The 24,808-nt window shown below is 73.6% G+C and carries 29 protein-coding genes; 17 read left to right on the top strand and 12 right to left on the bottom strand.

All coding sequences use genetic code 11. From position 1 onward, the window contains the following. Positions 1 to 71 precede the first annotated feature (71 nt). Complete coding sequence (locus ACPPVO_RS26790) at positions 72 to 479, top strand: (R)-mandelonitrile lyase (protein ID WP_426513902.1); 408 nt, start codon at positions 72 to 74, stop codon at positions 477 to 479. Then, positions 476 to 1,096, top strand: coding sequence for a carboxymuconolactone decarboxylase family protein (locus ACPPVO_RS26795; protein ID WP_426513903.1), 621 nt, complete (start codon positions 476 to 478; stop codon positions 1,094 to 1,096). Before ACPPVO_RS26790 ends, ACPPVO_RS26795 begins: the two co-directional genes overlap by 4 nt. Here ACPPVO_RS26795 and ACPPVO_RS26800 read toward each other — a convergent pair. From ACPPVO_RS26800 to ACPPVO_RS26815, 4 genes are read right to left on the bottom strand one after another with little or no spacing between them, the layout of a single operon-like run. Continuing rightward, positions 1,087 to 1,962 (bottom strand): LLM class flavin-dependent oxidoreductase, encoded by an 876-nt coding sequence (locus tag ACPPVO_RS26800; RefSeq protein ID WP_426513904.1) that lies wholly within the window; start codon positions 1,960 to 1,962, stop codon positions 1,087 to 1,089. The genes ACPPVO_RS26795 and ACPPVO_RS26800 overlap by 10 nt on opposite strands. Before the next feature lie 9 nt (positions 1,963 to 1,971). Further along, complete coding sequence (locus tag ACPPVO_RS26805) at positions 1,972 to 2,511, bottom strand: transcriptional regulator (RefSeq protein ID WP_426513905.1); 540 nt, start codon at positions 2,509 to 2,511, stop codon at positions 1,972 to 1,974. Beyond that, entirely contained in the window at positions 2,511 to 3,455 is a 945-nt protein-coding gene (locus ACPPVO_RS26810) for a PEP/pyruvate-binding domain-containing protein (protein ID WP_426513906.1), read from the bottom strand. The genes ACPPVO_RS26805 and ACPPVO_RS26810 overlap by 1 nt, the downstream gene beginning before the upstream one ends. Next, positions 3,452 to 3,769: a hypothetical protein gene (locus tag ACPPVO_RS26815; RefSeq protein ID WP_426513907.1), complete on the bottom strand. Its 318-nt coding sequence runs from the start codon at positions 3,767 to 3,769 to the stop codon at positions 3,452 to 3,454. Before ACPPVO_RS26815 ends, ACPPVO_RS26810 begins: the two co-directional genes overlap by 4 nt. A gap of 116 nt (positions 3,770 to 3,885) precedes the next feature. Here ACPPVO_RS26815 and ACPPVO_RS26820 point away from each other — a divergent pair, with 116 nt between their 5' ends. After that, positions 3,886 to 4,605 carry a cobalt transporter gene (locus ACPPVO_RS26820; protein ID WP_426513908.1) on the top strand — a complete coding sequence of 240 codons (720 nt, stop codon included), beginning with the start codon at positions 3,886 to 3,888 and terminating at the stop codon, positions 4,603 to 4,605. Between the two features lie 11 nt (positions 4,606 to 4,616). Here the strand turns inward: ACPPVO_RS26820 and ACPPVO_RS26825 are convergent, their stop codons facing one another. Continuing rightward, the gene (locus tag ACPPVO_RS26825) at positions 4,617 to 5,105 is read right to left on the bottom strand and encodes a hypothetical protein (RefSeq protein ID WP_426513909.1); all 489 of its coding nucleotides are present in this window, start codon (positions 5,103 to 5,105) and stop codon (positions 4,617 to 4,619) included. 136 nt (positions 5,106 to 5,241) lie between these two features. Between ACPPVO_RS26825 and cbiM the strand changes: the two genes are divergently transcribed. The 4 genes from cbiM (at position 5,242) to ACPPVO_RS26845 (ending at position 8,944) form a co-directional block, all read left to right on the top strand. Next, positions 5,242 to 6,309, top strand: coding sequence for a cobalt transporter CbiM (cbiM, locus tag ACPPVO_RS26830; RefSeq protein ID WP_426513910.1), 1,068 nt, complete (start codon positions 5,242 to 5,244; stop codon positions 6,307 to 6,309). Continuing rightward, complete coding sequence (gene cbiQ, locus ACPPVO_RS26835) at positions 6,306 to 7,241, top strand: cobalt ECF transporter T component CbiQ (RefSeq protein ID WP_426513911.1); 936 nt, start codon at positions 6,306 to 6,308, stop codon at positions 7,239 to 7,241. Before cbiM ends, cbiQ begins: the two co-directional genes overlap by 4 nt. Continuing rightward, positions 7,238 to 8,008: an energy-coupling factor ABC transporter ATP-binding protein gene (locus ACPPVO_RS26840; protein ID WP_426513912.1), complete on the top strand. Its 771-nt coding sequence runs from the start codon at positions 7,238 to 7,240 to the stop codon at positions 8,006 to 8,008. Before cbiQ ends, ACPPVO_RS26840 begins: the two co-directional genes overlap by 4 nt. A 174-nt stretch (positions 8,009 to 8,182) precedes the next feature. Further along, positions 8,183 to 8,944, top strand: coding sequence for a class I SAM-dependent methyltransferase (locus tag ACPPVO_RS26845; RefSeq protein WP_426513913.1), 762 nt, complete (start codon positions 8,183 to 8,185; stop codon positions 8,942 to 8,944). A 497-nt stretch (positions 8,945 to 9,441) separates the two neighbouring features. Here the strand turns inward: ACPPVO_RS26845 and ACPPVO_RS26850 are convergent, their stop codons facing one another. After that, complete coding sequence (locus tag ACPPVO_RS26850; RefSeq protein ID WP_426513914.1) at positions 9,442 to 9,828, bottom strand: hypothetical protein; 387 nt, start codon at positions 9,826 to 9,828, stop codon at positions 9,442 to 9,444. 19 nt (positions 9,829 to 9,847) lie between these two features. Next, on the bottom strand, positions 9,848 to 10,366 hold the full coding sequence (locus ACPPVO_RS26855; RefSeq protein WP_426513915.1) for a copper resistance CopC family protein: 519 nt from the start codon (positions 10,364 to 10,366) through the stop codon (positions 9,848 to 9,850). A 69-nt stretch (positions 10,367 to 10,435) separates the two neighbouring features. Here ACPPVO_RS26855 and ACPPVO_RS26860 point away from each other — a divergent pair, with 69 nt between their 5' ends. Genes ACPPVO_RS26860 through ACPPVO_RS26880 form a run of 5 tightly spaced genes read left to right on the top strand, consistent with a single transcriptional unit; the run spans position 10,436 to position 16,433 of the window. Continuing rightward, positions 10,436 to 10,909, top strand: coding sequence for a copper chaperone PCu(A)C (locus ACPPVO_RS26860; RefSeq protein WP_426513916.1), 474 nt, complete (start codon positions 10,436 to 10,438; stop codon positions 10,907 to 10,909). A 1-nt stretch (position 10,910) separates the two neighbouring features. After that, positions 10,911 to 12,191 (top strand): Dyp-type peroxidase, encoded by a 1,281-nt coding sequence (locus ACPPVO_RS26865; protein WP_426513917.1) that lies wholly within the window; start codon positions 10,911 to 10,913, stop codon positions 12,189 to 12,191. Between the two features lie 22 nt (positions 12,192 to 12,213). After that, positions 12,214 to 12,945 (top strand): sulfite exporter TauE/SafE family protein, encoded by a 732-nt coding sequence (locus ACPPVO_RS26870; protein WP_426513918.1) that lies wholly within the window; start codon positions 12,214 to 12,216, stop codon positions 12,943 to 12,945. Between the two features lie 27 nt (positions 12,946 to 12,972). Continuing rightward, positions 12,973 to 14,235, top strand: coding sequence for an MFS transporter (locus ACPPVO_RS26875; protein ID WP_426513919.1), 1,263 nt, complete (start codon positions 12,973 to 12,975; stop codon positions 14,233 to 14,235). A 5-nt stretch (positions 14,236 to 14,240) separates the two neighbouring features. After that, a complete protein-coding gene (locus ACPPVO_RS26880; RefSeq protein WP_426513920.1) occupies positions 14,241 to 16,433 on the top strand; it encodes a glycoside hydrolase family 3 N-terminal domain-containing protein in 2,193 nt (730 codons plus the stop codon). On the opposite strand, the gene ACPPVO_RS26885 is transcribed toward ACPPVO_RS26880, so the two are convergent. Together ACPPVO_RS26885 and ACPPVO_RS26890 are read right to left on the bottom strand one after the other, a co-directional pair. Next, positions 16,430 to 16,858, bottom strand: coding sequence for a GNAT family N-acetyltransferase (locus tag ACPPVO_RS26885; protein WP_426513921.1), 429 nt, complete (start codon positions 16,856 to 16,858; stop codon positions 16,430 to 16,432). The genes ACPPVO_RS26880 and ACPPVO_RS26885 overlap by 4 nt on opposite strands. Positions 16,859 to 16,869: 11 nt before the next feature. Further along, entirely contained in the window at positions 16,870 to 17,706 is an 837-nt protein-coding gene (locus ACPPVO_RS26890) for an alpha/beta hydrolase fold domain-containing protein (RefSeq protein ID WP_426513922.1), read from the bottom strand. A gap of 47 nt (positions 17,707 to 17,753) precedes the next feature. Here ACPPVO_RS26890 and ACPPVO_RS26895 point away from each other — a divergent pair, with 47 nt between their 5' ends. The 3 genes from ACPPVO_RS26895 to ACPPVO_RS26905 all read left to right on the top strand — a co-directional run bounded on the left by ACPPVO_RS26895 (position 17,754) and on the right by ACPPVO_RS26905 (position 19,233). Continuing rightward, a complete protein-coding gene (locus ACPPVO_RS26895) occupies positions 17,754 to 18,212 on the top strand; it encodes a MarR family winged helix-turn-helix transcriptional regulator (protein ID WP_426513923.1) in 459 nt (152 codons plus the stop codon). After that, positions 18,181 to 18,873 carry a DUF427 domain-containing protein gene (locus ACPPVO_RS26900; RefSeq protein WP_426513924.1) on the top strand — a complete coding sequence of 231 codons (693 nt, stop codon included), beginning with the start codon at positions 18,181 to 18,183 and terminating at the stop codon, positions 18,871 to 18,873. The genes ACPPVO_RS26895 and ACPPVO_RS26900 overlap by 32 nt, the downstream gene beginning before the upstream one ends. Before the next feature lie 84 nt (positions 18,874 to 18,957). Beyond that, on the top strand, positions 18,958 to 19,233 hold the full coding sequence (locus ACPPVO_RS26905; RefSeq protein ID WP_426513925.1) for a GlsB/YeaQ/YmgE family stress response membrane protein: 276 nt from the start codon (positions 18,958 to 18,960) through the stop codon (positions 19,231 to 19,233). Between the two features lie 71 nt (positions 19,234 to 19,304). Here the strand turns inward: ACPPVO_RS26905 and ACPPVO_RS26910 are convergent, their stop codons facing one another. After that, entirely contained in the window at positions 19,305 to 20,672 is a 1,368-nt protein-coding gene (locus ACPPVO_RS26910) for a putative Ig domain-containing protein (protein ID WP_426513926.1), read from the bottom strand. Positions 20,673 to 20,789: 117 nt separating this feature from the next. Between ACPPVO_RS26910 and ACPPVO_RS26915 the strand changes: the two genes are divergently transcribed. Next, positions 20,790 to 22,751, top strand: a complete 1,962-nt coding sequence (locus tag ACPPVO_RS26915; RefSeq protein WP_426513927.1) for a family 43 glycosylhydrolase — start codon at positions 20,790 to 20,792, stop codon at positions 22,749 to 22,751. Positions 22,752 to 22,767: 16 nt separating this feature from the next. Here ACPPVO_RS26915 and ACPPVO_RS26920 read toward each other — a convergent pair whose 3' ends face one another. Beyond that, entirely contained in the window at positions 22,768 to 23,757 is a 990-nt protein-coding gene (locus ACPPVO_RS26920; protein ID WP_426513928.1) for a fibronectin type III domain-containing protein, read from the bottom strand. 72 nt (positions 23,758 to 23,829) lie between these two features. Between ACPPVO_RS26920 and ACPPVO_RS26925 the strand changes: the two genes are divergently transcribed. Continuing rightward, positions 23,830 to 24,555, top strand: a complete 726-nt coding sequence (locus tag ACPPVO_RS26925; protein ID WP_426513929.1) for a class I SAM-dependent DNA methyltransferase — start codon at positions 23,830 to 23,832, stop codon at positions 24,553 to 24,555. On the opposite strand, the gene ACPPVO_RS26930 is transcribed toward ACPPVO_RS26925, so the two are convergent. Then, positions 24,530 to 24,769 (bottom strand): hypothetical protein, encoded by a 240-nt coding sequence (locus ACPPVO_RS26930; protein WP_426513930.1) that lies wholly within the window; start codon positions 24,767 to 24,769, stop codon positions 24,530 to 24,532. The genes ACPPVO_RS26925 and ACPPVO_RS26930 overlap by 26 nt on opposite strands. Positions 24,770 to 24,808: the final 39 nt, after the last annotated feature.

Here is a 24,808-nt window from a genome sequence, read left to right on the forward strand (position 1 = left end):
CAAACCCTCCCGCCGGTGTGCACGAGCCGGTTCCATGGAGGAGACGCGCCGACGACCTCGAGGAGTACGACATGGAGCTGCTACCTGTACGCCCCACCGTGAAGACGCCCGCGCAGGCGTTCACCGGCGACGTCTACATGACGCCGATCTACAACGGCACCGGACCGTCGCGCCTGACCGTCGCGCTCGTGCGGTTCACCCCGGGGGCCCGGACCAACTGGCACTCGCACGCCGTCGGGCAGGCCCTGCACGTGACCGAGGGCGTCGGCCTGGTCGGCACCCGCGACGGGTCGGTGCTGCGCATCCACGCCGGCGAGACAGTCGTCTGCCCGCCCGGCGAGGACCACTGGCACGGCGCCGCGACCGGCACGTTCATGAGCCACCTGGCCATGCTCGAGGCCGAGCCCGGCGGCGGCGACCCCACCACCTGGCTGGAGCCGGTCACCGGCGAGGACTACGAGCAGGCGAACCGGCGGTGACCCTCACCCCGAGCCGGCGGGCCATCGGGCCCATCGCCGCGTTCACCGCGTCCGGGGAGCTGCCCCGGCTGCGCGAGGCCCTCGCCGGCGGCCTCGACGCCGGGCTGTCGGTGAACGAGATCAAGGAGATCCTGGTCCAGCTGTACGCGTACGCGGGCTTTCCCCGCAGCCTCAACGCCCTCGGCACGTTCATGGCGCTGCTGCAGGAGCGGCAGGCGGCCGGCCTCGACGACCCGGCCGGCGCCGAGCCCGGCGCGCGGCCGACCGGCCGGAGCAGCTACGACCTCGGCGCCGAGAACCAGACCCGCCTCACCGGCCGGCCGGTGACCGGGGCCGTCTTCGACTTCGCCCCGGCCGTCGACGAGTTCCTCAAGGCCCACCTGTTCGGCGACATCTTCGGCCGCGACAACCTCGACTGGCCGAGCCGGGAGATCGCCACCGTGGCCGCCCTGGCCACCCTCGACGGCGTGGACTCACAGCTGCGGTCCCACCTCGGCATCGCCCTCAACACCGGGCTCACCGAGACGGAGCTGCGCGACCTGGCCGCGGTCCTCGGGGAGCGGGTCGGCCCGACCCCGGCGGAGCGCATCGGGGAGGGCCTGACGCGTCAGAAGTAGCGCTCCGCGATGGCCTCGACGATCTTCGGGTCGTCGGTCAGGACCGGGTCGCCCGGGCGCGGGTCGTGGAAGACGACGTCGGTGAAGCCGAGCCGCTCGTAGCGGCCGGCGAAGTCCTCGAACGCGTCCACGCTCGCCAGCGGGCGGTCCGGGGTGTCGCCGGTGAGGATGTACCGGGCGAGCGTCGACGGGTCGCGGCCGTGCACCGCGCAGCGCTCGTCGAGCTGCGCGGACTGGGCGCGCACGGCGGCCTCGATGGCGGCGCCGGACTTGTCCTCGCCGTTCGGGTCGCCGTACGTGATCCAGCCGTCGCCGATGCGGGCGGTCAGGTCGAGCGCCTTCGGGCCGCCGGCCGCGATGGCCAGCGGGACCCGCGGCCGCTGGACGCAGCCGGGGTAGGTGCGGGCCTCGTCGGCGGCGTAGTGCGGGCCGCGATGGCTGTAGGCGGGCTCGCGCAGCGCGCCGTCGAGAACCTCCACGAACTCGGCGAACCGGGCCGAGCGCTCCCGGGGCGTCGGCGCCGTGCCGCCGAGGACGGTGGCGTCGAAGCCGGTGCCGCCCGCGCCGATGCCGAGCGTGAGGCGGCCATCGCTGATGTGGTCGAGCGTCATCGCCTCCTTGGCCAGCGTCACCGGGTGGCGGAAGTTCGGCGAGGTCACCATCGTGCCGAGGCGGATGCGGGAGGTCGCCGCGGCGAGCCCGGTCAGCCAGGGGATCGCGGCGTGCCAGGCCTGGTCACGGTACCGCCGCCAGGAAAGATGATCATAAGTCCACAGGTGCGTGTAGCCCAGCGACTCCAGGTGTCGCGCCCGGGCGACGGTCTGTGGCCACGGGTCGGCGGGCAGGAGCAGGACACCGATGCGCACCCGGTAATCCTATGCGCGGGCGATGCCCAGCGTGGCGACGAGGTCCTCGTGCAGCTCGAACCACACCCGGTGGCAGGAGTCGACCTCGACGCCGGTGATCCACTCCCCGCCGCGGGACAGCGCGGCGGTGAACCGCTCGTGGTAGCCCGCGAAACGGTCCAGGTGCGCGGTCAGGTCCCGTTCGAGGTCGCGCAGGGCGCCGGCGAGCGTATGGAAGGCCTCGACGCTCCGATCGGTGCCGAGCTGCCACGCCGTGAACGCGGCCGCGGCGCGGGCGTTGAGCGGGACGAACCGGTCGTGGACCGCGGTGACGGCGGCGCGGGCGCCGGCGCGGTCGAGCTCGTCGCGCAGCTGGGCCTCGTTGTGCCGGCGGCCGCGCTCGGTGAGCGACCAGCCGCTGAGGCCGGCGAACGCCGACCGGGCCACCTGGCCGAACGCCTCGGCGTCGAGGAGGTCCTCCCCGGTCTGCCCGGGGTCGAGGCGGAACCTGGCCGCGATCGTCGCGGTGTCGGCGAACCCCTTGAGGCGCACGGCGTGCAGCACGAGCATCAGGAGACCTCCGTGACGGTACCGGCGGCGCCGTCGACGATCACGACGGTACCGTCGGCGAATCTGCTTGTGGCTCCGCCCAGGCCGACGACGGCGGGAATGCCGAACTCGCGCGCGACTATCGCCGCGTGGCACAGCACCCCGCCGGTCTCGGTGACGACGCCGGCGGCGACGCGGAACAGCGGCGTCCAGGCCGGGTCGGTGGTGCGGCACACCAGCACGTCGCCGGGCCGGACGCGGGCGAAGTCGTCGGCCGAGCACACGATCCGGGCCGGCCCGCGGGCCCGGCCGGGGCTCGCCCCGAGCCGGGTGATCGGCCGCGACTGCAACACCCAGACCCGGTCGCCCCGGATCGCCCACTCGACGTCCTGCGGGCGGCCGAGGATCTCCTCGCACCGGCGGCCCAGCGCGACAAGCTCCCGGAATTCGGCGGGGCCGGCGCCGGTCACGATGATCTCGTCGGGGGTCACCGCGCCGGAGACGACCGGCGCGCCGGGTCCGGCGGCGGCGTTGATGACTATCGCGTCGGCGCCGTCGCGCGGGTCGCGGGTGAACAGCACGCCCGCCGAGTCGGCCGCGACGAGCGCCTGCACCAGGACCGGGATCGGTCGCTCGGGGAGCCCGAGGTGTTCGCGGTAGTGGCGGCCCCGTTCGGTACCAGCGGCGCACCGCCCGATCGCGGCGAGGACCTCGTCGACGCCGCGGACCCCCAGCACGGTCTCGTACTGCCCGGCGAACGACGCCGTGACGGAGTCCTCGGCCAGCCCCGAGGAGCGCACGGCGACGGGGTGGTCGCCGAGGTGCCGGCCGAGGGTCGCGCGGTCGACCGGGCCGGTCACGACGAACCCGTCGGGCACGGGGAGGCCGGCCCGGAGCAGGATGCCGAGCGCGTGGGCCTTGCCGCCGCACTCGGGGCCGGCCGCGGCGAGCGGTACGACGCTCACGGCTCGAGCCGCCCGAGCACGCGCTCGTGCCGCTGCTGGGCCGCCTGGGCCGTCCGCAGCCCGAGCGCGGGCGCGATCTGGCCCCAGGTCAGCCCCTCGGCGCGGGCCACGAACAGCAGCGCCGCCTCGAGTTGGTCGACCTCGGCCCGGGCCGCGGCGAGCAGCCCGATCGCGGCGAGCAGGTCGTCGGGGATCTCCACCGCGCCGCGGTCGGTGTTGGCGAGCCAGAGCGCCTGCCGGATGAGCGTGAAGGCGTCGTGCGGCTGCCCGTCGGCGAGCCACGGCAGCCGCGGCAGGTCCTGGCCTCGTACCATCGCCCCAGCCTCGTCTTCAACAATCTGTTTGTCAACAACTTGTTGACGTCGGCCCCGGCTCAGTGTTCACGTGGGCGACGTCCGCCGATCACCGGCGCTCGGCACACTGAGCGGCCGTGCCATCCCTGTCCGACCGGCTGCAGGACCTGGTCCACGCGCCCGGCATCGCCCCGCTCGCGTTCCTGCTCGCGTTCCTGGCCGGCGCCGGGCACGCGGTCACGCCCGGGCACGGCAAGACGCTCGCCGCCGCGTACCTGGCCGGGTCCCGCGGCCGTATCCGCGACGCCGCCTGGCTCGGCGGGTCGGTCGCCGCCATGCACACCGTGTCGGTCCTGGTGATCGGCGTGGCCTGGACCTTCCTGTCGCTGTCCGGCCTGATCCGCATGGAGGCGCTCACCACCTGGCTGCAGATCGCCGCGGGTGTACTCGTCATAGCCACCGGCATCTGGATGCTCCGCCGCCACCTCCGTGCCCACGGGCACGAGCACCGCCACCACGAGCACGGGAAGCGGCCCGGCCTGGTGCTGCTGGGCATCTCCGGCGGCCTGACCCCGTCGCCGTCGGCGTTCCTGGTGCTCGCCACCGGCCTGTTCCTCGGCCGCGCGGGCTTCGCGCTGCTGCTGGTGCTCACGTTCGGCCTCGGGATGGCGGTCGTGCTGTTCGCCGTCGGCGCCCTGGCCGTCGCCGGCACCTCGCTCGTCACGCGCAACGCCCGCTCGCTGGCCGCCCTGCGCCGGGTGGGCCGGCTCACCCCGGTCCTGGCCGCGGGCGGCATCACGCTGTTCGGCGCCGGCCTGGTCACGGTCGCGGCGGTACACCTGGCGGCGGTCGCGTAGCGCCGTAGCCCTCAGCTCACCGGGAAGGCGACGTCGAACACCTCGTCGTCGTCGGCCGCGGCCCCGAAGTCGGTCCAGTACGTCTCCCGCGGGGCCCGCGCCACGGCGAGGCCGTTGTCGGTGGGCCACCGCTCGACCGCCTCGTACACCCGGCCGAGCTCGCCGCCGGTCACCTGGGCCTTGGTCACCCGGGCGTAGGCCTCGCGGTGGGCCGGGATGGCGCGGTCGCCGCCCGCCGCGACGGTCGCGGCGACCTCGACCGCGGTCGGGGCCTCGTTCGGGTTGCCCTCGTAGATGGTCGGGAACACCGGCTCGTCGGGGCCGGTCCGCCCCAGGAAGGGCCAGTCGCCGGTGCCGAGCAGCCCGCCGGCCGCCCGCGCGCGCTCGGCGACGCGGGCCATCGCGCCGGGCAGCCACGCCTCCAGGGCGGCCTGGTCGACGACGCGCGTCTCCGTCACGACCTGCTGCTCGGGCACGTCGCGCAGCTGAATTCCGGCCATCGGTACCTCCACTGTTAGCCCTGCGGTCGCCTCCATCACAACACATGCACGCCTGGCGTTCTTGCCAACAACTTGCGATAGCAGGAGACTGCCAACAAGCGTCGTGCGGGCGGCGCGGGGGTGGGGGAGGGACATCATGCACATTCCGGACGGGTACCTCAGTCCGCAGACGAGCGCCGTCTTCGGCGTGGCGATGCTGCCGCTGTGGTGGCAGTCGGCCCGCCAGGTGAAGAAGGTCGTCAAGAGCCGGTACGTGCCGCTCGTGGCGCTCGGGGCGGCGTTCTCGTTCGTGGTCATGATGTTCAACATCCCGATCCCCGACGGCACCACCGCCCACGCGGTCGGCGGCGGCCTGATCGCGATCCTGCTGGGGCCGTGGGCGGCCTGCATAGCCGTGTCCATCGCCCTGCTCATCCAGGCCCTGTTCTTCGGCGACGGCGGCATCCTCGCCTTCCCCGCCAACGCCTTCAACATGGCGGTGGTCCTGCCGTTCGTGGCCTACGGGGTGTACCGCCTGCTGACCCGCAACGCCGCGCTGACCTCGCGCCGGCGGATCTGGGCGGGCGCGGCCGGGGCGTACGCCGGGCTGAACATGTCCGCGCTGGCGGCCGCGATCGAGTTCGGCATTCAGCCCGACCTGTTCCACAAGGCCGACGGGACCCCGCTCTACGCCCCGTTCCACCTGTCGCAGACGATCCCCGCGATGATGCTCGCCCACCTGATCATCGCCGGCGTCGTGGAGGGCGTGCTGACCGGCGGCGTCGTGGCGTACCTGCAGCGGGCCAACGTGCCGCTGCTGCGGATCAACGCGCCCGAGGTGCCGCTCACCGAGGCCGAGGTGCAGCGCAGACCCGTGAGCCCGCTGCGCGCGGCCCTGGCCACGCTCGGGATCATGGCCGTCATCAGCCCGCTCGGCCTGCTCGCCCCGGGCGGGGCCTTCGGCGAGGATGCGCCCGGGGACCTCGACCTGGGCAAGTACGGGCTGAGCGCCGTGCCCGAGGGCCTCGCGAAGTACACCGGCTTCTGGGGCCGCACGCTGCTGCCGGACTACGGGGGCGGGAGCTGGTGGCAGTACATCCTCAGCGCCCTGATCGGCGTCGTGGTCGTCGCCGGCCTGGTCTTCGGCATCACCTGGCTGATCGGGCGGCGGCGCGGCGGCGAGCGGGAGGCGGCCGACCTGGACGCGCCGCCGGTCCGCTCGTGAGCGCCCCGGCATCGGCGCCGGCCTGGCTGCTGCAGCCCGAGGTCGGGCTGTGCCCGTGCGGCTGCATCGGCAAGCGGCGCAAGGGCAGCTTCGTGGCCAAGACCCTCGAGGGCGCCTCGGGCGTGCTGCGGCAGGCGATGTTCTCCGACGACATCGCCGCGGCCAAGGGCCTGCTGCAGCGGCTCGACCCGCGGGTCAAGCTCGTCACGATGGTCGGGCTGCTCGTCGCGGTGGCGCTGGTGCACTCGCTGCCGCTGCTGGCCGGCGCGTACGCGGCCACCGTCGCGCTGGCCGTGGCCTCCGGGCTGTCGCTCGGCTTCTTCATCAAGCGCGTCTGGCTGTTCATCCCGATCTTCACCGGCATCGTGGTGCTCCCGGCGACGCTGTCGATCGTCACGCCCGGAGACGTACTGCTGCCGCTGTGGCACTGGCACGGTCACACGCACGGCGTCACGGAGCAGGGGCTGCACGGCGCCGGGATCATCGTCGCGCGCGTGGCGACCTCGATCTCCCTCGTCGTCCTGCTCACCCTGACCACGCCCTGGGTGCGCCTGCTCGCGGCGCTGCGGGCGCTCGGCGTGCCGAAGATCTTCGTGCTCATCATCGGGATGGCGTACCGGTACCTGTTCCTCCTGCTCGACGCGGTCGACGACATGTACACCGCGCGCAAGGCCCGCACCCTCGTCGGCGACACTGGGAAGCGGCAGGTCGCCGAGGGTCGCCGGTTCGTCGCGGCCGGCGCCGGCACCCTGTTCGGCAAGGCGCACCAGCTCTCCGAGGAGGTACACCAGGCGATGACCGCCCGCGGTTACACCGGCAACGCCCGGACCCTCACCGGCTTCCGGCTGCGCCCGGCCGACGCCGTGTGGAGCGTCGCGGTGGTCGCCCTGGCCGTCGCGCTGCTGGTCGCCGACCACCGGGTGGGCCGATGAGCGTCGTCTTCGAGTGCACCGGCCTGCACTACCGTTACCTGGAGCGCTTCCCGGCCCTCGACGGGGTCAGCCTGCAGGTCAACGGGGGCGAGACGGTCGCGCTGCTCGGCGCGAACGGCTGCGGCAAGTCCACCCTCCTCAAGCTCCTCGACGGGCTGCTGTTCGCCGAGCGGGGGACGTTCACCGCGTTCGGCGAGGAGGTCACCGAGGACAAGCTCGAGGACGAGCAGTTCAACCACGGCTTCCGCGCCCGGGTCGGGTTCGTCTTCCAGAACTCCGACGCGCAGGTGTTCTCCCCGTCGGTACGCGAGGAGATCGCCTTCGGCTGCCTGCAGCTGGGCCTGGACCGGGCGGTCGCCGCGCAGCGCGTCGACGACGTCCTGGAGATGCTGGACATCGCCGAGCTGGCCGACCGGGCGCCGTTCCAGCTGTCGGGCGGGCAGAAGAAGCGCGTCGCGATCGCCTCGGTGCTGGTGATGAACCCGGAGGTGCTGCTGTTCGACGAGCCGACCGCGGCCCTGGACCCGCGCACCCAGTTCTGGCTGATCGAGCTGCTGGAGCAGCTGCGCGCCGCGGGCAAGACAATCGTCCTGGCCACCCACGACCTGGAGTCCCTGCCGTCGCTGGCCGACCGCTGCGTGGTCTTCGGCGAGAACCACAGGATCCTCGCCGACGCCGCGACCGCCACGGTGCTGGCCGACCGCGAGCTGCTGCTGTCGGCGAACCTGATCCACGCCCGGAGCGTTCGCCAGCCCGACCCGCGCTGACCCGCCGCGGTGCCGCCGCCTCTCCATGACCCGACACTATTGCAAAAGCACCGTCGACCCGATGGACTTCGTGCTCGCCGGGTTCGTCCCCGCACCGGCCCCGGATGCGCTTCGAGAATCTGGAGGCCTGGCAAGTACGAGAGTGTTGCAATGTAGCCGTCGAGGGAGCCCGTCGTGACACTGTCGTTTGTGGACGCCGCCGCGCTGCAGGAGGGCTGGGACCGCCAGCAGGAAGGGTATATGCCCGACCGCGAACATCGCTTCGCCGCGATGCTCGATGCCGTCGCCGCCACCGCCGCCGACGGCGGGCCGGTGCGCCTGCTCGACCTCGCCGGGGGCACCGGGTCGATCACGCTGCGGGCCCTGCGCCGGTTCGCGGCCGTCGACGCGACGGTGCTCGACCTCGACCCGGCGCTGCTGGCCATCGCCGAGGGCAGCCTGGCCGGGCGGGCCGCGATCGTCGCCGCCGACCTGTCCCGGCCCGAATGGGCGGCCGCGCTGCCGGCCGGCGAGTTCGACGCGGTGCTCACCGCTACGGCCCTGCACTGGCTGCCCGGCGAGCGCATCGAGGGGCTGTACGCCGAGATCCGCGACCTGCTCCGCCCCGGTGGCGTGTTCGTCAACGCCGACCACATGCCCGACGAGGGGCTGCCGACGCTGACCAAGAACCTGCTCGCGACCGAGGAGGCGACGCGCAACGCCCGGTACGCCGCCGGGGCCGCGCTGTCGTGGTCGCAGTGGTGGGCGCACGTGGCCACGGTGCCGGAGCTGGGGCCGCTTGTCGCGCGGCGGCACGAGATCTACCCGAGCGGGCACGCCTCGGAGTACACGCCGCCGGTCGCGTGGCACCTGGAGGCGCTGCGGTCCGCCGGCTACGCGGAGGCCGGCGTCCTGTGGCGCGGCGGCCCCGACGCGGCCGTCGTGGGCGTGCGCTGACCACCACGCCCGGCCGTCCCGACGCGGCCGTGGTGGCCGTGCGCTGACCACCACGCCCGGCCGTCCCGACGCGGCCGTGGTGGCCGTGCGCTGACCACCACGCCCGGCCGTCCCGACGCGGCCGTGGTGGCCGTGCGCTGACCACCACGCGCGGCGGCCTCGATGCGGCCGTCGTGGGCGTGCGCTGACCCACCGCCGCGCCGAACAGAATCATCCCGGGAACTTCGGCGCCGGTTCCACCGACCAAACACAGTGATGAACCGGGCCAGAGGACTCGCCGCGCTCGCCGGCGTCGTGACCCTCGTCGTGGCGCTGCGCTGGGGCGGCGGCGTCACCGGCCGGACCATCGCCGGGCTGCCCGATCCCGGCGCGTTCACCGCCTGGGGCCTGCCGCTCACCCGCGCGGCGGCCGAGGCGTGCGCCGTGGCCTGCGCCGGGTTCGCGGTGACGGCGGCCTTCCTGCTCCCCGGCGACGGGACGCTGCTCGGCGCGGCCGCCTACCGGATGCTGCGCCGGGCGGCGTGGTGGGCCGGCGGCTGGGCGCTGGCCTGCCTCACGCTGCTGCCGCTGACGCTGTCGGACCTGCTCGGGCGGCCGGTGCCGGAGGTGACGTTCGCCGGGGTGCGCAGCCTCGCCTGGTCGGTGGCGCAGGGCCAGTCCGCGCTCGCCCAGGCGGTGCTCGCCGGGGCCGTGGCGGTCGCCGCGCGGCTCGTGCTGACCCGGACCGGCGCCGCGGTGGTCGCCCTGCTGGCCTGTGCGGCTCTCGTACCGCCCGCGCTGACCGGCTGCTCGTTGTGCGCTGGATCCGGGCCGACGAACGGGAGCAGCGCCGCCTCGACCGCGCCGCCGACCGCGCCGAGGCGACGGGCGAGGAGGACGACCACGCGCGGTACAACGCCTTCCTCAAACGCGCCGCCGAGCACCCCTGATGACCAGGATCGAGGCGGCGAGCGCCAGCACGACGACGACGGCGGCGGCGGCGGCGACGACGACCGTCCCGGGCACCGTCCAGGAGTCGTGGGTCGCCGCGGCGACGGCCGACTCCGTCGCCGTCACCGCCGATCCGGAGACGGTGAAGGAGAACTGCCCCTCGATCGGATGACCGTCGGCGGAGACCGTGCGCCAGGTGACCCTCACCGCACCGTTCGGCAACGGCCGCAGCGGCTGGGTGAGGGTCCGGTCCGCCACGCGCGCGGATCCGTCCACATAGGACGCGCCGTCCGGGCCCGTGACCACGACGGTGCTGAACTGCTGCTTGACGCCGTCGCTGAAGGTCAGGGCGACGGCGCTCAGCGGTGCGCGCACGGCGGCGCCGTCGGCGGGATCGCTGGCCACGAGCCGGGAGTGCGCGAACGCCGGGGCGGCCGGGGCGAGCAGCAGGAGCAGGGCCGCGGCGAGGAGAACGCGAGTGATGCGACGCACGCCGGGAACTTTAGGCCATGCCGCGGCGACTATCCCGGTGACTGTCCACTTGGTACAAAGGATGTCCCGATGTCGTTGCCGCTGCGCATTTTCGGTGCAGCTCTGCTGCTGACGCTCGCCGGCTGCGGCGAGGCCGTCCCGGCCGGACCCTCGCTGGTGATGCAGGACCCGTGGGTGAAGACGGCCGACTCGGGGATGTCGGCCGCGTACGGCACGCTGGTGAACACCACCGGCAAGGAGGTCGTGGTGGTGTCGGCCACGTCGAGCGCGTCGCCGGCGATGGAGCTGCACGAGACGACGATCGTCGACGGGAAGATGGCGATGAAGCCCAAGGAGGGCGGGTTCGCCATTCCGGCCCACGGCCGCCACGAGTTCGAGCCCGGCGGCGACCACCTGATGCTCATGGACGTGAAGACCCCGGTGAGGCCCGGCGACCAGGTCACCTTCACGCTCACCCTGAAGGACGGCGGGACGGTGCGGTTCACCGCGCTGGGCAAGGACTTCGCCGGCGGCAACGAGTCCTACCAGCCGGGCCGGGGCTGACGTGCCGGGTCGAGTCGGGCGGCGCGCCCTGCTGACCGGCGGCGCCCTGGCGCTGGCCGGGGCCGGGGCCACGGCCGCCGTGGCCGCGGGCCGGCCCGGTGAGTCCACTGTGGACTTCGGCGCGCAGGTCGTCCCGTTCCACGGTGTGCACCAGGCCGGCATCGAGACGCCCGCCCAGGCGCACGCCGCGTTCGTCGCCCTCGATCTCAGGCCCGGCACCGACCGGGCCGCGCTCGGGCGGGTCCTGCGGCTGCTCACCGACGATGCCGCCCGGCTCGCCCGGGGCGCCCCGCCGCTCGCCGACGGCCAGCCCGAGCTGGCCGCCGTGCCCGCCCGGCTCACCGTCACCTTCGGCTTCGGGCCGGACCTGTTCGACGCCGCGGGGCTCGCGGCGCGGCGCCCCGAGTCGCTGCGGCCGCTGCCCGCGTTCGGCATCGACCGGCTCGAGCCGCGGTGGTGCGGAGGGGACCTGCTGCTGCAGATCTGCGCCGACGACCCCGTCACCGTGTCCCACGCGCAGCGGATGCTCGTCAAGGACGCCCGGGCGTTCGCGACCGTGCGCTGGGTGCAGCGCGGCTTCCGGCGCGGTCGCGGCGTGCAGGACGACGGGGTGACCCAGCGCAACGTGCTCGGCCAGGTCGACGGTACGGCCAACCCGCCCCCCGGCACCGGCGTGTTCGCCGGCGCGGTGTGGACGGACGAGGGGCCCGGACTGGCTGCGGGCCGGCGGCACGACGCTCGTGCTGCGCCGCATCCGGGCCGAGCTCGAGACGTGGGACGCGGCCGACACCGCCGGTGCCGGCCGCGGGCCGGCGGCACGACGCTCGTGCTGCGCCGCATCCGGGCCGAGCTCGAGACGTGGGACGCGGCCGACACCGCCGGCAAGGAGTTCGCCGTCGGCCGCCGCCTCGCCGACGGCGCCCCGCTCACCGGGCGGCGCGAGCACGACCCGCTCGACCTGCGGGCGAGGGACGCGATCGGGTTCCCGGTCATCCCGGAGTTCGCGCACGCCGCCCGCGCGCACGTGCTCGACGACCGGCAGCGCATCTTCCGCCGGCCGTACAACTACGACGAGCCGCCGGCTGCCGACGGTACCGCCGAGGCGGGTTTGATCTTCGCCTCGTTCCAGCGTGACATTGCACGGCAGTTCCTGCCGATCCAGCGCAACCTCGCCGAGGCCGACCTGCTCGACGAGTGGATAACGCCGATCGGCTCCGCGGTCTTCGCCGTCCCGCCCGGCTGCGCCGAAGGCGGGTGGATCGGCCAGACCCTGCTGGGGTGACGGGCCATGGCAGGCTGGCGGGATGCTGAGCGGAGACATCGGTACCGTGGCCATCGCGTCGGTGGCCGCGTTCCTGCTGGCCGTGTTGTCGGCGGTGGCCGGCTTCGGCGGGGGAGTGCTGCTCCTGCCGGTGTTCACCGCGCTGTTCGGCTTCCGGGTCGCGGTGCCGATCCTCACGCTGACCCAGATCTCCAGCAACGTCGCGCGGATGTGGCTCAACCGGCGCGAGCTGCGCTGGCCGCTGATCGGCTGGTTCGCCGCCGGCGCGGTCCCGTTCGCGGTGGCCGGCGGGCTGCTGCTCGCCCACGCGCCGCTGGGCGTGCTCAAGCGCGGGCTCGGCGTGTTCCTGATCGGCGTCGTGGCCTGGCGGCGGTGGAGCCGGACGCCGCGCAAGCCGCCGGACCGGGCGTTCTCCGCCGTCGGGGCCGCGTCCGGGCTCGGGTCGGCGCTGCTGGGCTCGGTCGGGCCGCTGACCGCGCCGTTCTTCCTCGCCTACGGGCTGACCCGCGCGGCGTACGTCGGCACCGAGGCGGCCGGGGCGGTCACGCTGCACCTGTCGAAGGTCGCGGCCTACGGGGCCGGGGACCTCCTCACGAGCCGGGTCCTGTTCTTCGGGGCCGCGCTGACCCCGGCGACGCTGGCCGGGGCGTGGGTCGGCCGGAAGATCGTCGGGCGGATCAGCGACCGTGTATTCGTCGTGCTGGTCGAGGGGGGCCTGGTCGTCGCCGGAGCGCTGTTCATCCTCGGGGCATAGCGCGCGGCCGGGCGGGTAGGAACGCGCGTGGTTGTGCGCGAGCACCATTGGTTCGCGGAGCCGACGACCCCGGTCAGCCGCCGGTACGTCATCTGGCTGATCGTGGCCCAGTTCGTCTTCTACGTGGCGCTGCTGGGCCCGGCGATCGTCGGCATCGGCGTCAAGGTGCAGCAGATCGTGCCGGACGAGCAGAAGACCTCCGCGCTGGGAACGGTCGCCGGGTTCGGGGCGCTGTTCGCCGTCGTCGGCAACGTCCTCTTCGGCCGGCTCTCCGACCGCACCACGTCGCGGCTCGGCCGCCGAAGGCCCTGGATCGTCGCCGGTACCGTCGTCATGACCATCGCGCTGCTCATCATGGCGCTCGGCCAGTCGGTCGCGGTCGTCACGGTGGGGTGGTGCCTGGCCCAGCTCGGCGCCAACGCGACCCTGGCCCCGTTCATCGCCACCATCGCCGACCAGGTGCCGCGGTTCCAGCGCGGTTCGGTCTCGGCCCTGCTCGGCATCGCGCAGAACGTCGGCATCCTCGGCGGCACGTACGTCACGCAGCGGTTCCAGCACCAGGTCGTGGTCATGTTCGTGGCGCCGGCGCTGCTGGCGATCGGCGCCATGGTGCTCTTCGCCGTCATCCTGCCCGACCAGCGGCTGCCGGAACGCCCGCCGCCGATGCTGGTCCGGGAGTGGCTCGCGACGTTCTGGGTGAACCCGGTCGTCCACCGGGACTTCGCGCTGGCGTGGGCGTCGCGGTTCCTCATCACCCTGGCCACGTACATGTTCACCACGTTCCGGCTGTTCTTCCTGCAGGACCGGATCGGGCTGGACCCGGACGCGGCGCCGGCCGCGGTGACCGTCGGCGTGCTGGTGTACACCATCGCCCTGATCGCCTGCGGCTGGGTCGCCGGCCGGCTCTCCGACCGAACCGGGCGGCGCAAGATGCTCGTCGCCGGCTCCACGCTGCTGTTCGGTGTCGGCACCGTGGCGCTCGCGCACGTCTCGACGGTCGGGCAGTTCTACTGCGTGGAGGCGGTGATGGGCGTCGCGTCCGGCATCTACGTCGGCGTCGACCTGGCGCTCGTGGTCGACGTGCTGCCCAACCCGGACGACTCGGGCAAGGACCTCGGCGTGTTCAACATCGCCAACGCGCTGCCGCAGACCGTGGCGCCCGTCATCGGCGCGGCGCTGCTGGCGGTGGGCAGCGTGAGCAACCAGAATTACACCCTGCTGCTGTACAGCGCCGGGGTCGCGTCGCTGGTCGGCGCATTGGTCGTACTGCCGATCAAGAAGGTGAGGTAGGCCGGATGACCGACGAGCGGATCGAGGCAATGCTGGCGGAGCTGTCGCCGGCGGAGAAGGCCGGACAGCTGACCCAGTACTTCTACTTCAAGCTCCCCGGCGAGGCGGACCCCGCGCTCGGCGTCGACGCCGAGCAGCAGCCGCGGGCGGTCGAGGCGGCGCTCGGCCGCGGCCGGGTGGGCTCGCTGCTCTTCGTGACCGACCCGGCCGAGACCAACCGGCTGCAGCGGCTCGCCATCGAGGGCAACCCACACGGCATCCCGGTGCTGTTCGGCTTCGACGTCATCCACGGGCTGCGGACCATCTTCCCGGTGCCGATCGCGATGGCCGCCTCCTGGGACCCGGAGACGATCGAGCGCGGCCAGGCGGTCGCGGCCCGCGAGGCGCGCGCCGTCGGCATCCACTGGACGTTCGCCCCGATGGTGGACATCGCCCGCGACCCGCGCTGGGGCCGCATCATCGAGGGCGCCGGCGAGGACCCCTTCCTCGGCGCCGCCGTCGCCGCGGCGCAGGTGCGGGGCTTCCAGAGCGGCGGCATCATCGCGGGCCCGAAGCACTTCGCCGGGTACGGCGCGTCCCTGGGCGGCCGCGACTACGACGAGGCGAACATCTCCGAGTACGAGCTCTGGAACACCTACCTCCCGCCGTTCCGCGCCGCCGTCGAGGCCGGGGCCGGCAACATCATGACCGCCTACATGGACCTCAACGGCGTCCCGGCCTCCGGCAGCCACTGGCTGCTGACCAAGGTGCTGCGCGACACGTGGGGCTTCACCGGGTTCGTGGTCAGCGACGCCAACGCCGTCAAGAGCCTGGAGACGCACGGCTTCGCGGCCGACCCGGCGGACGCGGCGGCCCGGGGCGTCCTGGCCGGCGTCGACCTGGAGATGGCCGTGTCGGAGCCCGCCTACGACCATCTGCCGGAGGTACCGGAGGCGGCGGACGCGATCGACGCGAGCGTGCGGCGCATCCTGGCCGCGAAGCTGCGGCTCGGGGTGCTCGACGAGCCGTACGTGGACGAGGACCGGGCCCGGGAGATCCTCGCCGACCCGCAGCACCGCGAGGTCGCGCGGGAGGCCGCCCGGCGCAGTGCGGTACTGCTGCGGAACGAGGGCGACGTCCTGCCGCTGGACGCCGCGGCGCTCGGCTCCATCGCCGTGCTCGGGCCGCTCGCGGACTCCCGGCGCGACACGATCGGCCCGTGGGTCTTCGACTTCGACCTCGACGAGACCGTGACGGTCCTCGACGGCATCCGGCGCGCGGCCGGCGACGGGGTCCGCGTCGAGTACGCCCAGGGCATCCCGGTGACGCAGCGCGTCTTCCCGTCGATGTTCGACATGTTCGGCGGCAACCGCCCGGCCGACCCCGACGGCTTCGACCCCGCCCTGGAGCTCGCCTCGGCGGTGGACCTCGCGGCCGCGTCCGACGTCGCGGTCGTGGTGCTGGGGGAGTACCAGAACATGATCGGCGAGTCGGCGTCGCGCTCCTCGCTGGAGCTGCCCGGGGCGCAGCTGGAGCTGCTGCAGGCGGTCGCGGCCACCGGCACGCCGACCGTCCTGCTGGTGATGAACGGCCGCCCGCTCGACCTGCGCTGGGCGGCCGGGCACGTGCCGGCGATCCTGGACATCTGGTACCCCGGCAGCCAGGGCGGCAACGCGGTCGCCGACCTGCTCTTCGGCGCGGCCGCGCCGGGCGGGAAGCTGCCGTTCACCTGGCCCCGGACGGCCGGGCAGATCCCGATGTTCTACGGGCACACGCGCTCGCACGAGCCGCAGAACCAGTACCGCCGCTACTGGGACGAGGAGAGCACGCCGCTGTTCCCGTTCGGCCACGGGCTGACCTACAGCACCTTCGAGTACGCGAACCTGTCGGTGTCGGCGGGCTCGGCCGGGGTGGACGACGAGGTCACCGTGTCGGTCGACGTCACCAACACCGGCGGGCGCGAGGCCCCGGAGGTCGTCCAGCTGTACCTCCACCAGCGCCACGGCCGCGCCTCGCGCCCGGTCCGGGAGCTGAAGGGCTTCACGCGCGTCGTCCTGGCCCCGGGCGAGACGCGCCGCGTGACGTTCACGGTCGGGCCGCAGCAGCGGCGGTACTGGCACGCCGCCGTCCGGGACTGGGTCCTCGACGCCACGACGTTCGACGTCTGGGCCGGCGGCACCTCGACCGCCGAGCTCACGACGACATTCGAGGTGCGTTAGCCGAGCCGGTACAGCTTCGATTCCCGCTGCTCGAACCCGAGCCGCTCGTAGAGGCGGTTCGCGGCCTCCCGCGACGGCCGCGAGGTCAGGTCGACCGTGCGCGCCCCGTGCTCCCGCGCGATGCGCACGGCGGCCTGGGTGAGGGCCGCCCCGGCGCCGTGCCCGCGCGCCGCCTCGTCGACGACGACGTCCTCGATCCACGCGCGGGTGCCGGTCGGGATGGCGAACACCACGAGCGTGAGGGTCCCGACGATCCCGCCCCCGACCCGCGCGAGCAGCACGTGGTTGCCGGCCGCCCCGGCCACGGCGCGCAACGCCGCGGCGTCGAGGGCCGTCGCGGACCGCGAGAGCTGCGGGAGCAGCCGTCCGAACGCCGCGACGACCTCGTCGGTGACCTCGCGTACGACCTCGATCTCAACGCTCATGCCCGTTGACCTTACGGTGCCGCATCGAGGTGTTCGCGGAGGAAGCGGCCGATGCTGCGCAGGGCGGCGCCCGCCTCCGGCAGCTCCGGCCCGCGGGCCTGGAAGACGTGCGGCATGCCCGGCGCGACCTCCAGGGTGACGGCGACGTCGGCCGCGGCGAGGCGGGCGGCCAGGCGCGTCGAGTCGTCGAGCAGCACCTCGTGCGAGCCGCACTGGATCAGCGTCGGCGGCAGCCCGGCCAGGTCGGCGTGCAGCGGGCTGATGCGCGGGTCCGCGGCGTCGGCGCCGGCCCGGTACGCCTCGAAGCTCGCCCGCAGCAGGTCGGCCCGCACCACCGGGTCCACGCCCGACTTGGTGCGGTGGCTCGCCCCCGCCATCGTCAGGTCGCTGGCGGGGGAGAGGACCACGGCCGCGCGCGGGAGCGGCAGGCCCGCGTCCCGGGCGGCGAGCAGCAGCGCGAGCGTGAGGGTGCCGCCCGCCGACTCGCCGGCGACGGCCAGCTCGTGCGCGGGCACCGCCGCGAGCACGGCCCAGTACGCGGCCAGGGCGTCGTCGAGCGCGGCCGGGTGCGGGTGCTCCGGGGCCAGGCGGTAGTCGATGGACAGCAGGCGCGCGCCCGCGGCCCGGGCGACGTGCACCGCGGGCGCGACGGCGGTGCGCGCGGAGCCCGCGACGAAGGCGCCGCCGTGCACCCACAGGACGGTGCCGCGCGGCCGGGTGCCGGTGATCGTCACCTCGAGACCCAGGTCCGTCTCGCGGAGCCGTACGTCGGGGGCGATGGGCCGGGCCCCCATGACCTCGGCGAAGAAGCGGCGCTGGTCCTCGATGAGCTCGTGCACAACAGTCATGTACGGTCGAAACATGATTCCCAGGATGTATATTCCCAGGAAGCAACATGACTGATCTCGCCGAGCTGTTCGAACGGATCGTGCGGCTGCAGGTCGAGCTGTTCGCCGTGGTCGACGCCCGGCTGCGCGAGGAGCTGGACCTGCTGCTCATCGCGCTGCTGCCGCTGCGGGTCGTCGCCGCGACCCCGGGCTGCCGGGTGCAGGACATCGCCGACGGGGTGGGCATCAGCGTGGGCGGGGCGAGCAAGTCGGCCGATCGCCTCGAGCGCGGCGGGTGGGTGCGCCGCATCGACAACCCGGCCGACCGGCGCTCGTCGCTGCTCGAGCTGACCCCGGAGGGCGAGCGCGTGGTGGCCGCCGGCTCGGCCGTCATCCGCGAGGAGATGCAGGCGCGCCTGGGTCCGGTGCTCGGCGCCCGCGGCCTGGATCGCTTCGCCGCCGACGTGGAGCGCCTCCTCGGTCTAGCCTGGAACCATGACCGTCGCGCCGCGCTGGGAGCCGAGTGAGCGCTGGGTCCGCGGCCGCCGCGGCGACCTCACGATCGTCGACTCGCGCCGGGCGATCCTGGTCTGGGACTCGCCGACGCCGGTGCCGCGGTACGCCTTCCCGGAGGCCGACGTGCGCACCGACCTGCTGCGCGCGGCCGGGGAGCGCTTCGACCTCGTCATCGGCGACGGCACCGGCCCGGGCGGCGCCCGATACATCGCGCTCCCGTGGACCGCGGCCGAGCACTGGTACGAGGAGGAGGAGGAGATCTTCGTCCACCCCCGCGACCCGCACAAACGCGTCGACGCGATCCCGAGCAGCCGCCACGTGACCGTCGAGATCGGCGGCGTGACGGTCGCGGACACCCGCACGCCCGTGCTGGTCTTCGAGACCGGGCTGCCGACGCGGTACTACATCCCGCGCGCCGACGTGCGCCTCGAGCTGTTCGAGCCGACGGACCTGCGCACCGGCTGCCCGTACAAGGGCACGGCCGGGTACATGTCGCTGCGGGAGCCGGGCGACGCCCCGCCGAACATCGTCTGGTCGTACGCGGAGCCGCTGCCCGCCGTCGGCCCGGTCCAGGGCCACCTGGCGTTCTACAACGAGGCGGTGGACCTGACCGTAGACGGCGAACGGCTGGAGCGACCGGTGACCCACTTCAGCCGGTCGCTCGGTCACTGATCGGCCGGGCCACCCCGGTTTGACCCCGCCCCGGAGGGGGCATACGCCCCGACAAGGGCAACCCCGGAACTATGGAGGCGTGACATGACCGTCGGCGGCATCATCTCCGCCCTGATCGTCGGCGCGATCATCGGCGCGTTGGGGCGCCTGGTCGTGCCCGGTAGGCAGAACATTCCGATCTGGCTCACCATCGTCATCGGTATCGTCGCCGCGCTCATCGGCACGGCGATCGCCCGCGCCGTGGGCGTGGCCAACACGTCCGGCATCGACTGGCTGGAGATCGTCATCCAGGTCGTGCTGGCCGCGGTCGGTGTCTGGGCCGTCGCCGGCTTCTGGGGCCGCCGGCACAGTGTGCACTGACCACCCGTCCCTGACCCCGACATCGCCGATGGCGCGGACCACCACGGTCCGCGCCATCCGTCTCGTGACACCTATTGGCAGTGCGAGCCGGACTTGAGCTTCCACATCGTGAAGCTCACCGACGATCCCTTCGGCACCGCGCTGCCCGCGCCCGGGCTCTGTGAGCCGATGGTCTCGGCCAGGTCGCAGTTGGTGGTGTCCTTGTCGGTCTCGTTGCCCAGCTTCAGCCCGACCGCACCCAGCGCGTTCTGCGCGCCCTGCAGCCCGGCCCCGACGATGCCGGGCACGATCACGGTCGGGTCGGTGAGCGTCCACTGCAGACAGTCGTCGAACCAGTTGCCGTGGGCCGAGGCGTCGAGGACCTCGAAGCAGAAGGTGTACGACCCGGCGCCGCTCGGCGTCCCCGAGACCACGCCGGTGCTGTTGTTCAGGGTCAGCCCCGGCGGCAGCGTGTAGAAGAGGCTGGGGAACCAGTGGTACGGCGGGACACCGCCGGACGCGTATGCGGCCAGGTTGAGACTGACGGGGGTGCCCACCAGCCCGGCCTGGTCCGGCGCGCTGGACTGGACCGGGCTGTACCAGGCGAAGGCCCCCACCGTGTTCGGGGTGCCGAGGCCGGTCGGCCCGTCCCAGCCCGTCCCGGCCGCGCAGATCGGCGCGCCGCAGCCGCCGTTGCTGCCCGACTTGACGTCGTTGAGGTACGCGGTGTGGCCGTACAGGTAGGAGGCCGGGTAGTCGGCCGCGCGCGGCGGCGTGGCCAGGGCGAAGGTGGCCGCGATGATCGGCGCGGCGACGCTGGTCCCGCCGATCGGGGTCGCCAGCCAGCCGCCGTCGTACACGGCGACACCGTGCTCGGGTTCGGCGACCGCCGACACGTCGGCCTCGGCCCGCCCGGTGCAGCCGGCGACCGTCGGCTGCCAGGCCGGCTTCGGTTCGAACGCGGAGCACCCGGACCCGGCGCCGCCCCAGGCGGACTCGGTGAAGCCGGGGCCCGACCTCGTCAGCGACGTCCCGCCGACCGCGACGACGTGCGGGTTGGTGGCCGGGTACCGCGGCCCGGCGCCCATGTCGCCGGTGCTGACGGTGATCACCACGCCGGGCCGGTCGAAGTGCGCGTCCCAGGCGGCGTCACCCGGGTCCTCGGGGTCGGTCCAGCTGTTGGAGACGAACTTGGCGTGCGCGGTGGCGTAGTCCTCGGCGGCGTACATGTTGGCGTCGAGGTTGTCGTTCGTCTCGACCAGCAGGATGTGACACAGCGGGCAGATCGCCGACACCATGTCCAGATCGGTGGAGACCTCCTTCCACCAGACCGGGTTCGCGGCCGGCAGGTCGGCCTTGGCCGGGGAGCCGTTCTGGTTCACGTTGACGAAGCATCCGTTCGCGGTGGTGCAGGCGGGCAGGTTGAACTGGCCGCGGTACTGCGCCAGGTCGCTCTCCACGGCCCCGGGCTCGCAAATTTTACAAAACTCATCTATTGCCATTGATTCGTAGGGTTCTTAACCTGCGTCATAGGGAAGCCGATTAAAACGTTTCACTCCCGCCAGAGTGGAGAACCCATGAACCGATTCCTGGCCGCCCTCGTCGTCCTCGCGGCCGCCGTCCTCGCCACCGTCGCCGCGCCCGGCCGGGCCGGCGCGGCCTACCAGGCGACGGTGACCAACTTCGACTCCGGCGGCCATCAGGTCGCCCGGCTGGACACGCGCGGCAACGCGGTCGACGCCCACGACGGGCACATCGCGCTCTTCGACGGCCTGTACCACCTCTACGGCACCAGCTACGACTGCGGGTACCGCTGGCGGCAGGCCGGCACCCCGTTCTGCGGCTTCAAGGTGTACACCTCCACCGATCTCGTGCACTGGACGGACCGCGGCTACCTCTTCGACCCGACGACCGCGACCTGGCAGACCCGTTGCAACGGCGACACCTACGGCTGCTTCCGGCCGCACGTGGTCCGCAACGCCGCCACCGGCCAGTACGTGCTGTGGGTGAACGTCTACGACAACAGCGTCGGCTATCGCGTCTTCACCGCCTCCTCGCCGATCGGCCCGTTCACCGAGGTCGCCGTGCCGACGCTCGCAGTGAACAACAACGCGCCGGTCGCCGGCGTCAACAACGGCGACCACGCGCTGCTCGTCGACGACGACGGGGCGGCGTACCTGGCGTACACCGACTGGCGCAGCTCCGGCGACATCGTCGTCGAGCGCCTCAACGCGGCGTACCTCTCCGGCACCGGCAGCTACACGCGCCTGCACCAGTCCGCCACCGAGGCGCCCGCGCTGTTCAAGCGCAACGGGATCTACTACATCACCTACTCGGACCCCAACTGCGGCTACTGCGCCGGCACGGGCACGTCCTACCGCACGGCCACGAACCCGCTCGGCCCCTGGTCGGCCGCCACGAAGGTCACGACCAGCTCCTGCGGCGGCCAGCCCGCGTTCGTCTCGGCGCTGCCGACCACGACGGGCACGGCCTACCTGTACGCGAGCGACCTGTGGAACAACGCTGACCCCAACGAGGCCCTCGCGAACTCGTACTGGGCGCCGCTGGAGTTCGGCGCGAACGGGGCGATCGCGCCGATCACCTGCCAGGCCACGTTCTCCCTCGCCCTGGCCACCGGGTCGCCCGGCGCCCAGCAGGCCTCCCCGGACCAGGACCAGTCGGGCGGGGTCGGCGGGTACCAGTCCTGGTGCGACATCGGCCGGAACATCGCCCGCATCCAGACGTTCGTCCCGTCGCGCGGCGGCACGCTCACCTCCGCCTCCTACAGCACCTACCAGCAGGGCTACCCCGACGCCGGGCTGCAGATCTCGATCTACCAGGCGAACGCCTCGTTCCAGCCGACGGGCAACGCGCTGTACAGCACCACGCTGCCCGCGTACTCGATCGGGTGGGCGCCGCGGGACGCCACCGTCTATCCCAACATCGCGGTGACCGCGGGCACCCGCTACGGCATCGTCGTGAAGTCGGCCAACACCACCGGCTGCTACGGCATGCTGCACAACGACTCGGCGCCGTACCCCGGCGGCGGCCAGGGCTACAGCTCCGACGGCGGCGCGACCTTCCGCGCCGAGGCGAACCGGACCACGCGGTTCGCGACGACGGTCAGCTCCCGCGCCGCCCTCCCGGCCGGAGCGGTCCCGGCCGGGTTCACCCGCTGCACCGGCGAGCACGGCGTCTGCACGCTGACCGCGCCGGCGGTCGTGGCCTACGGGGCGGGGACGCTGGTGTACCAGACCGCGCCCGCCGGCCCGGTGCCGTGCACGAGCGCGGCCTTCGGCACCGACCCCGCCTACGGCTCGCTGAAGTCCTGCTACACCGCCCCGATCGGCGGCCCGGCCGGATATACGCAGTGCGCCGCCGAAAACGGAACGTGCGGCTTCAGCGGTACCCACACCGTCGCCTACGGCGCCAACGGCGCGTTCGCCTACCGCTCGGTCGCCGGCGCGACCGCCTGCACCAACGCCGTGTTCGGCGACGCGTTCTACAACGTCGTCAAGGCCTGCTACCTCGGACCGTAGGAACTCCCGCGGGCCGTCACCACCGGACCCGCCGCGTGGTGACCGTGACCGCCGCCGAGAACGCCGAGACGTTCCCGGCGGCGTCGCGGGCCCGGACCTGGTACCGGTAGGTGGTCCCCGCGGTCAGGCCGGTGTCCGTGAACGAGTTGGTCGTGGCGGTGCCGACGGGCGCGAAGGTGCCGCCCGTGGCCCCTGAGGCGCGATAGATGTCGTACCCGCTGACGTGAACGTTGTCCGACGAGGCGGCCCACGCCAGCGTGGTGGACGAGCGGGTGGTCCCCGACGCGCTCGGCGTCCCCGGCGTCGTGGGCGGCTGCGTGTCGGGCGCCGGGCACGGCGGCGGCACGGCGGACACGGCCGCGGTGAAGGCGGAGACGTTGGCGGAGGTGTCCCGGGCCCGCACCTCGTATCTCACGACGCCGAGCAGCGCCTCCGTGAACGTCGTCGCCGGGGTCGTCGCGACCGACGTGAACGGCCCGTTGTTGACGGACCGGTACACGTCGTAGCCGATGACCGCCACGTTGTCGGTGGAGGCGCCCCAGTTCAGCGTCACCATCAGGGCGCAGTTGACCGACACGCCGATCGGGCCCGGCGTCGTGGGCGCCTCCCGGTCCGTCGGGAACGGGCAGGGCGGCGGGATGATGCTTGCCGCGGCGGTGAAGCCGGAGACGTTGCCGGCCGCGTCGCGGGCCCGGACCTGGTACTTCACGACGCCGAGCAGCGACTCCGAGAACGAGGTCGCCGGGGTCGTCCGGACGAAGGCGAACGGCTCGTTGCCGACCGACCGGAAGACGTCGTAGCCGACGACGCCGACGTCATCGGTCGAGGCGGTCCAGTGCAGGGTCAGCACCAGGGCACAGTTGATCGACCCGGTGAAGTCGGCCGGGACCGTCGGCGCGCCCGTGTCGGCGGCGTGCGCGCTCGGCGCCCCCGCGATCACGAAGGCCACGGTCAGGGCCGTGGCGGCGCCGGCGACGCGGCGGAGAAGACGGAGAATCTGAGACATGGCGGCGCCTCCGAAACGTGGGGCGGACTTCCATAGACATCGATGTCGTCGCAAACCTTATACCCTCGCTGCGTGCCCGACGCCATCTTCGCCGATCCGCGACTCGCCCGCGTCTACGACGCGTTCGACGGCGCCCGGACCGATCTGCCGGCCTATCTCGCCCTGGCCGGCGAGCTCGGCGCCCGCCGCGTGCTCGACGTCGGCTGCGGCACCGGGGCGCTGGCGGTGCGCCTGGCGAGCGGCGGCCGCACCGTCGTGGGCGTCGACCCGGCCGAGGCCTCGCTCGCGGTCGCGCGCGCGAAGTCCGGCGCGGTCACGTGGGTGCACGGCGAGGCCGCGGCGGTACCGGCGATCGGGGCCGACCTGGCCCTGATGACCGGCAACGTGGCCCAGGTCTTCCTGACCGACGAGGCCTGGACCGGAGCGCTGCGGGCCGTTCGCCACGCGCTGCGCCCGGGCGGCGTGCTCGCCTTCGAGACCAGGCGACCCGAGGCGCGCGCATGGGAGGAGTGGGCCGCCGACGCCGGACCGGTGACCCTCGACGTGCCCGGCGCCGGGCGGGTGGAGCGGCGCCGCGAGGTGACGGACGTGCGGCTGCCGTTCGTGTCGTTCCGGTACACCTATAGCTTTCTCGACGACGGCACGGAGATCACCTCGGACTCGACGCTGCGCTTCCGGGCCCGCGACGAGGTCGAGGCGAGCCTGGCCGCCGCCGGCTACCGGGTGCGCGACGTGCGGCAGGCGCCGGACCGCCCGGGCCTGGAGTTCGTGTTCATCGCGGACCGGCCCACCAGGTGAGCGAGCGGCGCCCGGCCCAGCGGCGCTCGCACTCGGCGTGCCACCACTTCGGCGGCGACGGCCCGACGGCGCGGGACAGCGGCTGGTCCGGATGGAGCCCGTGCCGCTCCAATGCGCCCGCGGCGACCCGCAGCACGATCGAGCCGCTCGGGCGGCCGGACTCGTCGCGGCCGCAGTAGACGTCGATGCGCACCTCGTCGTCCGCGAACGGCATCCAGTCGATGCCGCGCTCGCGCAGTCAGCCGCGCAGGGC

Source organism: Dactylosporangium sp. McL0621 (assembly GCF_049995355.1).
Classification (GTDB): Bacteria; Actinomycetota; Actinomycetes; order Mycobacteriales; family Micromonosporaceae; genus Dactylosporangium.